The sequence below is a fragment of the Lactobacillus helveticus DSM 20075 = CGMCC 1.1877 genome, from assembly GCF_000160855.1.
Classification (GTDB): Bacteria; Bacillota; Bacilli; order Lactobacillales; family Lactobacillaceae; genus Lactobacillus; species Lactobacillus helveticus.
The window spans coordinates 276252-284880 of the sequence record NZ_GG700752.1; the positions used below are offsets into that span (position 1 = coordinate 276252).

The 8629-nt window shown below is 36.0% G+C and carries 11 protein-coding genes and 1 pseudogene; 5 read left to right on the top strand and 7 right to left on the bottom strand.

What is annotated here, in order from left to right:
- The 6 genes and pseudogenes from HMPREF0518_RS01255 to HMPREF0518_RS01280 form a co-directional block, all read right to left on the bottom strand.
- A partial coding sequence (locus tag HMPREF0518_RS01255; RefSeq protein WP_003625315.1) for a LysR family transcriptional regulator occupies nucleotides 1–528 on the bottom strand: 528 nt, incomplete at its 3' end.
- Nucleotides 529–679: 151 nt separating this feature from the next.
- Complete coding sequence (locus HMPREF0518_RS01260) at nucleotides 680–898, bottom strand: cytochrome b5 domain-containing protein (protein WP_003625317.1); 219 nt, start codon at nucleotides 896–898, stop codon at nucleotides 680–682.
- Between the two features lie 88 nt (nucleotides 899–986).
- Nucleotides 987–1856 (bottom strand): lysophospholipid acyltransferase family protein, encoded by an 870-nt coding sequence (locus HMPREF0518_RS01265; RefSeq protein ID WP_003625319.1) that lies wholly within the window; start codon nucleotides 1854–1856, stop codon nucleotides 987–989.
- Nucleotides 1853–2808 (bottom strand): annotated as a pseudogene (locus HMPREF0518_RS01270) (glycosyltransferase family 8 protein). Before HMPREF0518_RS01270 ends, HMPREF0518_RS01265 begins: the two are co-directional and overlap by 4 nt.
- An 11-nt stretch (nucleotides 2809–2819) precedes the next feature.
- Nucleotides 2820–3776 (bottom strand): glycosyltransferase family 8 protein, encoded by a 957-nt coding sequence (locus HMPREF0518_RS01275; RefSeq protein WP_003625324.1) that lies wholly within the window; start codon nucleotides 3774–3776, stop codon nucleotides 2820–2822.
- Nucleotides 3777–3794: 18 nt separating this feature from the next.
- Nucleotides 3795–4631 (bottom strand): glycosyltransferase family 8 protein, encoded by an 837-nt coding sequence (locus HMPREF0518_RS01280; RefSeq protein WP_003625326.1) that lies wholly within the window; start codon nucleotides 4629–4631, stop codon nucleotides 3795–3797.
- A gap of 95 nt (nucleotides 4632–4726) precedes the next feature.
- On the opposite strand from HMPREF0518_RS01280, the gene HMPREF0518_RS10545 reads away from it, so the two are divergent.
- The 4 genes from HMPREF0518_RS10545 to HMPREF0518_RS10245 all read left to right on the top strand — a co-directional run bounded on the left by HMPREF0518_RS10545 (nucleotide 4727) and on the right by HMPREF0518_RS10245 (nucleotide 6353).
- Nucleotides 4727–5014, top strand: a complete 288-nt coding sequence (locus HMPREF0518_RS10545) for a helix-turn-helix domain-containing protein (protein WP_003625327.1) — start codon at nucleotides 4727–4729, stop codon at nucleotides 5012–5014.
- A gap of 26 nt (nucleotides 5015–5040) precedes the next feature.
- A complete protein-coding gene (locus HMPREF0518_RS10550) occupies nucleotides 5041–5544 on the top strand; it encodes a hypothetical protein (RefSeq protein WP_003625328.1) in 504 nt (167 codons plus the stop codon).
- Between the two features lie 94 nt (nucleotides 5545–5638).
- A complete protein-coding gene (locus HMPREF0518_RS10240) occupies nucleotides 5639–5806 on the top strand; it encodes a hypothetical protein (protein WP_003625329.1) in 168 nt (55 codons plus the stop codon).
- Nucleotides 5807–5963: 157 nt separating this feature from the next.
- On the top strand, nucleotides 5964–6353 hold the full coding sequence (locus HMPREF0518_RS10245; protein WP_003625330.1) for a hypothetical protein: 390 nt from the start codon (nucleotides 5964–5966) through the stop codon (nucleotides 6351–6353).
- Nucleotides 6354–6402: 49 nt separating this feature from the next.
- Here HMPREF0518_RS10245 and HMPREF0518_RS01295 read toward each other — a convergent pair whose 3' ends face one another.
- The gene (locus HMPREF0518_RS01295) at nucleotides 6403–7161 is read right to left on the bottom strand and encodes a lysophospholipid acyltransferase family protein (protein ID WP_023191278.1); all 759 of its coding nucleotides are present in this window, start codon (nucleotides 7159–7161) and stop codon (nucleotides 6403–6405) included.
- 128 nt (nucleotides 7162–7289) lie between these two features.
- On the opposite strand from HMPREF0518_RS01295, the gene HMPREF0518_RS01300 reads away from it, so the two are divergent.
- Nucleotides 7290–8411 carry an SLAP domain-containing protein gene (locus HMPREF0518_RS01300; RefSeq protein WP_003625332.1) on the top strand — a complete coding sequence of 374 codons (1122 nt, stop codon included), beginning with the start codon at nucleotides 7290–7292 and terminating at the stop codon, nucleotides 8409–8411.
- The last annotated feature ends 218 nt before the right edge of the window (nucleotides 8412–8629 follow it).

Below are 8629 nucleotides of genomic sequence, written 5' to 3' on the forward strand. Positions count from 1 at the left end.
TTTGGAGGCTAGTTTTGAAGCAGTAAAAAAAGTATTTTCAACGTATAACGGGATAAAATTAAGATCTGAATAAGTATCAATCTTTGAGCAAATGCCCAGGTCAAAGTTTCCATTTTGTACTTCCAGGCAAATTTGATTAGAAGTGCCATTATGGTAAATATAATGAAAAGTGCTGGAATTTTCTTTTTCAAATACTGAAGTAATGTGAGGTAGGAAATTTTCTCTCGCAGTAGGGATGTAGCCTATTTCTATAGTATTATTTTCAATTTGCTTAGTGTGATTGATGTTATGTTTGGCGTTTTCTAAAGTTAAAATGATAGAATCTGCAGATTCTAGAAAAATTTGACCATATTTAGTTAGTTCGACTCGCCCATTGCGACGCTCAATCAAGTTACAATTTAATTCTTTTTCTAAGGTTTTAATTGAATTAGATAAGCTAGGCTGAGAAATATGTAATCGTTTTGCAGCACTAGAAAATTGGTGTTGTTTAACCAATTCATTAAAGTAATAAAGTTGATTTAGATTCATAATTTAACACTTAACTTATAACAATATACTAACTATTATTATATTATCTTTTTAAATAAGAATAATGTTCGACTTGGGAAAGAAAAAAGAGCAGATATTTACAATCTGCTCTTTGTGGGGATTCATTTTATTGATCAAATTTTTGTTTATTTTAGATGTATGAGCCGACTTTATTAATATGGACCAATACATCAGACGTATTAGTTAAGTTAAAACTAACATCTTGACCGGCCATTATATTGTGATACTCACCGTTTGTCCAATGGAAGTTATTAGTTACATCATATACGGTACTATTGACGGCGATATACGCAGGTCGACCGTTTTTACCGTTATAGTTTGACAGAGTTTCTTTGGTAAATTTTTTCATAGGAAGCTCCTTTCTATGAAAAAATACGTTACAATAATGGTAACAAGTTGTCACTTTAAAAAATATTTTAAGCTATCTTATGTTTTTCTTATGAAAGATGACCTCTCCAGCCGGCGATATCCCAGTCTGTGAAATCATAGTTAAGTTTCTTGCCGTAGATTTTTTCGTAAGCTGCAACTTTTTGCTGATAATCTTGTTCCATCATTTTGTGGGCATTTTCGTTAGCACTTAAAGAAACATCAGGGAAAATTGGTGGCAAAACATGAACGATATATTTAGTCTCATAGAAATTAGGATCTTTCTTTTCGGTCTTAGGCAAGTCTTTAATTTCAATGAAAAGCGAGATAGCGGGCACATTTTGCTTTGCGGCAAAGTAGTAAGCACCACGCTGCAATTTACGTGGCTTACGGTAATTCCACCACATCTCTTGTTCAGGATAAATCAATACCCAATTATTTTGAGCTAAAGCTTTGCTTAAATGCTTAGGGAATTCATTACCGATGTAGCTTGTACTTTGAACCAAGGGGATAGTGCCAACGTAGTTCATTAAGTAGCGGAAAAAGCCGGGAAGCATCAAGTTAGTATCTTCAATGACAATTGAGAGTTGATGATGCATCTTGTTTGCGAGCAACTTAATTGGCAAAGAATCAATTTGATTAAAGTGGTTAGCAGTAACGATTGCTCCACCGATAGGGAGGTTATTTAGGTTTTCTAATGCCTTGAATTCAGTTGAACCAACTAAAGCTTTAGCAAAAGCCGTAAGCATAGCATGTCCAATTTGATTATTAATCTTGCTTGAAAGCGAGTTGCGATTTTCCCAGAAATCGTTGACCAGCTTCAAACGCTCATCAAGTGTCATCTGAGGATCACCAATTTCTGCTTTTGCAGTGAAATCTCGCTCATTAGCAGCTTTTTGAATATTTTTTATTACAGCTTCGCGATTATCGCCAAATATCATAATGTAACAGCCTCTCGTTCTTTCACTCGTGTCCAATTATTAGGATCTTGTTCAGTTTTCTTTTACTTTAAAAGCATATGGTTTAGTTTTTCTCGATCATCTGCACGCTCGGCGTCAGTGTAACTATCGAGTTCTGCTTTTAATTCATTATAAAACTTAGTTTCTTTAGCACTTTGCCAGAAGTAATCTTCATATTGCACGTTCTTGAAATGCCATGGTTTAAAGAAAAGATTGTAATGAATAAGACCAGGATCTTTAAGTGGTTCAGTATTTTCATTAGGCATTGCATCCCAGCATGGATCGAGGTGCAAAATTCGTCCTTCGCCGATCTCATTTAGGTAGTCTTGATCGGGAGCGATACAGTCGAAGTGGTATTTTTCTAATAAATCCATGAAGTGATCGATAAAATGTTCATCGCGGAATGCCTTGCAGTTCATGACCAACATTCCTGAGTTGATATATTTCTTTGGATCTAGTGCTAAAACATCTTTGATGTATTTCACCATTTCGACTACATATTGGATAGAGGAGTCAGTGCAGGCACCGAATAAGTTGTCGCCTAATTCGTTGTTATAAAGCTTGGCAATGTCGTCATTCACAATAGTGTCGCTGTTGATGTAAATCGCTTTATCATATTGCGGGAATAATTCTGGAATAAATAAGCGATAAAAAATCGACATAGTAAAGAAATCAGCACGCAAGAAGTTTTCTTTGCTATTTTGAATTGGTTTCACTAATTCATCATCAATATGGGCAAATTTAACGTGCACATTTTGACTGCCGAGGTCACTTAAATCTTGTTTATGCTGATCAGATAAGTCTTGACTCAAAAAATACACTGTATAGTCCTATAGTCTGTTGCAGGATCGGCATGTTTAACCAATGAATTAAGAGACACTGCAGCATATTTAGTGAAATCATCACTAATGCTATAAAAAACTGGAACTGTCATAATTGCTTTCCTTAATCAATCTTTACTGATTCATGTTGCTTAACTTTAGCCCAGGTATTTGGCTCTTTGACGATTATATCAACTCTTTCAGCCATCCGTTCTAGGTCGGCACGTGCTCTTTGACGATCTTCATCTGTGAAATCATCTAATTGTTTCTTTAATTCATCATAATATGGCGTCTTTTTGGCAACATCCCAAAAGTAGTGACCGTATTGGACGTCGGCGAAGTGCCATGGCTTGAAGAACAAGTTGTAGTGGAAAATCTTAGGATTTTCGAATTCAGGGATGCTTTCATTAGGCATAGCGTCCCATTCCTTAGGCAAATGGTAGATCTTGTCTTCACAGATTTCGTTCATGTAGGCTTGGTCAGGATCGACGTTGTCGAAGTGATATTTGTCCATTAAGTAATAGAATTTGTCTACGAAGTGCTTGGCTCTGAATGCCTTCATGTTAAAGACGATTACGCCGTTGTTGATGTATTTTTCGGCTGGCAAAATGCCTTGACATTCCTTGATGTATTTTTGTAAAAGCGGCATGTAGCGGATAGATAAATCGGGACAGCTGGCAAACATATTCTCACCAATTTCGGTGTCATAAAGCTTGGCAATATCATCACAAATGATCGTATCAGCGTCTAAGTAAACGGCCTTGTCATATTGTGGGAAGAGGTCTGGAATAAATAGACGATAGAAAATTGACATGGTGAAGAATTGTGCACGTAAGTAATTTTCCTTACCCTTGTGAATTCGGTTTACCATGTCATCACTAATGTGAAAAACGTTAACGTTGATATTGTCAGTAGACATGTCTTCTAAGCTCTTTTTGTGTTCAGGAGAGATTTCTTGAACCAAAAGGGTGATGGTGTAGTCCTTGTTAGGATCTGCATGGTCAATTAATGATTGAATTGAAACATAGGCATAAGGCGTGTAGTTGTCACTAATAGTGTAAAATACTGGAATTGTTTTCATAATTTTACTCCAAAAAAACTATTTCTTTAAATTATCGCGTATTTTGAGATATTCGGTGAGGATATCATCATATTCATGTAAATGAAGTACGCTGTGTACGCGTTCTACATCCCATGGCTTAACGGTCTGAGTATGGAAGTATGGCAAGAAACGAAAGCTGGTAGTGAAATGCTGAATCTTGGTGTTCTTCTGCAGCTTGTACTGTTCGTTGTAGTAGCGTGGGAAGACGCGCTTAGCCACGGCTAGTTTGTTGATAGCTGATTGATCTGGCAAGAACATTTTTTTGGTTTGCATCATGTCTCTGACTTTAGCAAAAAGACCGGTTTGTTTAATCTTAGTCATGTTTAACAGCAGGACGCCGGAATTCAGGTAGTCAAAGACGCGCTTAGTTTTGACATTGTGGAAGAAAAATCTGCCCCAGTAGTCGAGTACACCGACGAGTTCGATACCCTTGATGTTTTGCTTATAAAAAGCAGTAATGTCGCCGCGAATAACGATATCGTCGTCCAGGTAAAGAATACGATCAGGGATCTGTGGCAATTCATCCGCAAAAAGACGCAACATGGCATAAGGCGTAAAACGCGTATTCATGTTGGCTGTAGGTGGCTGCTTGATAAATAGATCGGTACAGTCGATCAACTCCAGCGTATTTTTAGGGTTTGCTTTAACTAATAAAGAACGAATAAAATCTGCGGCATGCTCAGAGAAGGGATGATACTTGCGTTTATCGCTGTGAGCTTCCATGGTTAAAATGTAGAGGTGTAGTTCCTTTGCACCAGAGTTCTTTAATAAAGATAGTGTGGAGATTAAAACGCCGTCTTCTGCGTTTTCGTCCCCGCAAAAAAGTATATTCATAATTGCTCCTGTTTAGTAGTATTCGAATTTACTAATCTGTATATTCTATATGATACCGTGTAGAATGCATTTTTCTGAGTGAAGGGATGAAGTCAATGAAAATTTCAGAAGCTTTGAGAAAAGAACGGAAATCGTTAGGATTAACACAAGGTCAAATGATTAAGGAAAGCAAAATATCTGTTACTCATTATTCTAAAATGGAAAATGGACAAAATAGAATTTTTATTGATGATTTGATTTTTATTTTACAGTTACGTGGAATATCAATTACTCAATTTCTTAAAAAGTATTTTCCACCAAATGATAACATAGATTACTCCCAAATATCTCAAGAATTAAATCAAGCTTTTTATGATAATGATGTAAAAAAGCCAAAGAGTTAAAGCTGAAAATTTTGAATACTAAACATATGTCAACAGAATTAAGAGATAGGGCAAACTTGATCATAGCTGTACTAAATTCAAAAGATGATAAAACAGATACTGCAGCAGTTAAACAAGCTATGCATGACTTTTTTAAGCATCAAGAATGGATGAATGATGAAAATGCTATTGTACTTTTGAGTAATTCTTTTCGAAAAGACAATCTAAATGATGTCACACCTTTAGTAATGATGTTAATTAGGAAATATAAGGATCTAAAGGAACAAAGCTTAATCAAACAGAGAAGGTTAGCTACTGTTGGCATTAATTATTTATATGTGTTAAGAAAATATTTTATGTATTCTGATAAAGTTGCCTTTAAGATTTTATCATGGCTAGAAAGCCTTGCCACAGATCCAGAGCTATGTCTTCTCAGAGAGTTAACTTTATATTTTTATTTTATTTATACAAACGATGATCAAGCTAAAGGAATTAAGTTAATCCTAGATCAATCAGGTTATAAAAAAATAAGCGATGATTTACCAGATTAATTTCCTTGATAGGGGAATAATGCTTAAAATTATTTTTTAGTTATAGAATAAAAACGTAGATGATAATAGTTAAAAAATTAAGAAGGCTAAATCAATGAAATCAAGAAAGATTTTAACAGCTTTATTCACTGCAGCTTCAGTTGCTACGTTACTTGGTACGGCACCAGTTACAGTTAATGCCGCAAGTAGTAATTCTGGTTCAGCTACAACCAGTACTAAAAAGTCACCTAAGCTGATAATTCAAAAACATACCCAAACTTAGCAAATGGGGCTATATCGTAAACGTTAATTCTCGGGCACAACCTATTTACGTTGGTAAATCCAACTATGCAAAGCTTGTAAATAATCCGCTTTTTATAAGGAAACAAAACTGTTAGTCCTAAGAAAATTAAGAATGTTAGATTTAAGATTGAAAAATTATGCACTTTCAAGGTGTAGGTGGTGCTTCAGAATATTTTGTCACCTCTAAGGACCATAAGTATAATGGTTGGACACCAAATGCAGGTTTGCAATACTATGCTATAAATAGTAAGTCTTTTCAAAGAGTACTAAAACCATTAGGCAGAATAGAAGAAAGAGATTCTAAAAGATTAGACAGAAAGACTACTGCTAAAGGTGCGATTTCTGGTCGTAAGCGTATTGCTAAGAACGAGCATGATTATGCCTTAGCAGTCAAGGCTGCTAAAAAGTTGAAGGGTAATCAACGCAAGTTTGCTTTAGGCTCTTTAAAACAAATGAAACAAGATGATAGTGTCCGCAATGTTATGTGGCAAGAGAAAGACAATATTTTGCTATGGAGCGTTAATTAAATCCTATGAAGACAAACTAATAAGGTTAAGAAGCATATGTTTCTTAACCTTATTTTTTGATATATTGACAATATTCATAATCACTAAGCTTAGCTCTATCGCTCAGTGCTTGCCAGATTTCATCGTGGAGCTTATTTTGCGCTTCCTTACGGCTTAAAGTTTGATCTGGGTAAAATGGTCCGTCAATATAAACAACGGCGCGAGGGCGCTTGCTAAAGCGTCTTTTATGGTAGGTTTTAGTCATAACGAAACTTGGCGCATTCAGCTGAACAGGAAAGTGCATGCTGGTTGCATCAAAGGGGCGGATCTTCGTGTAATAGGGCCAAACGTGTGCTTCTGGGTAGATTAGAACTTCACCTTTTTTATCCTTGATCACAGTTTGGATAGCTTTGATTAACTTAATTGATTGCTTCACATCCTTGCCAACGGGAAGGCCGCCGTAACGTACGAGGTATTTGCCGATAAAAGGGATGCCCCAGTTGGCTTGACCCGCGATCGCATAGAAATTTTTAATGGGAAAAATCGTGAGGGATGTAAAAACATCGCCCATTGGTCTGGTATGGTTGCCGTAGACGAAGTAGCCGCCGTCGACTTGCTTTAACTTTTCTTTGCCGATTACCTTAACGTTGTCGAAAAAGCGGAAGACAATCCAACCGAAACCGGCCGCAAGAGGGCGGGCGATTGCTGACCAAATTTTTGCCCCGCGAGAAGTTGGCAAAATTACGTAGTCGTCTGGTAAGCTGAAATTTTGATCGTGGCTGTCGACCACATCGTCGGTAGTTTTGTGATAATAGTAGATTCGTTTCATTCGTGTTCCTTCAAGATAGTTATGAATTAATCTTATCATGAAAAATATTAAGCGAAAAATCGATGCATCAGGTAAAAATTTTTGTGTAATAATATTCCTGAATTCATTGAATAAAGGGGTAATTGAGTATGAAACTTAACAAAAAATTGTTGTTTTCTTCTGCTGTTATTGCGGGACTTCTATTAAGCGTTGCACCTGCTACTGTTCAAGCTGCAGATACTACTATTACTAAAACAATTATGCATACTTCAATGGCATATGATAAAGATGGTAAAAGTACAGGTACCAAATATTATGCATACAAGACCGTTGACGTAATGACTAAGCCTATAAAAATAAATGGTAATTTGTATTACAAAGTAAATGGATTAAATCACTACTTAAGAGCTACCAACATTGATGGTGTAACGCGTAAAGTAACGCATAATACCTATATTTATAAATCTTCCAATGGTCGTACTTCGTATAACGGTAGATGGAAGCTTTATAAAGTGGAAACAGTCACCACTTATGGCGGTTCTTACAAATTCAAAAATGGCAATCACTACTTCAAAATTGGTGGCCCAAGCAAACAATATATTAAATCAGCCAATTTAGGACCAGTTATTAAAGCTAATACTTCAGTGAATGGATCTGGTTCATCATCAGCATCTACTAATTCGGAAGAAACAACAGTAACTGTAACCACTCCAACTCGTTTAATTACTCAAACCAGTAATGGTTATAAAGGAACGGCTCATATTACTCCTGTAGGGACAAAATTTACAGTTGATCGTTTGGAATTTAATGAACTTTCTAAGAGAAGTGAAAACGACGACCATTTTTATCACATCAAAGGTACTAATCAGTGGATTAACGCTTCTGATGTGAAAGCTGCTGAGAGTATCCCACTACATGACTATTTCTTTGAAAACTTCTCATACATCACATTCCCTAAGGATACAGATGTATATAATGCGGATGGAACCATTCAAGATCATAACGGTCAAAAAATAAGTAAACAAAAAGGTCAATTAAAAGTAGACAAGTTAGTATATATTTGGGTTCCAAGTGAAAATAAGGCGGAATTATTCTATCACTTGGTAGGTACAAGTTTTTATGCAAGTACAACGCCAACCGTTCATTGGAGCACAATTAATGTTGGGCATAATGCTTATGTAAAAGCCAGCGATGTTAAGTTTATTGATGGAAGCGTAAAGCTGACTCCATCAAACACAGCCGCTGAAGCAGAAGCTGCTGCGAAGAAGTAGAGCTTATAAATAATAAAATCCTGTCCATTAGGGCAGGATTTTTCGTATTGTAATAACTTTTAGTATAAAGTTTTGACTCCATTAATGATGGACTTGTAAGGATGAGAATATACCGTATGTTTAGGTCTCTTAACTATATCACCAGCGTAAATATAATATTGCGTATTCTTAATATGGTATGCTTCAGCATACATATTATCAAATCCCGCAGTATCATC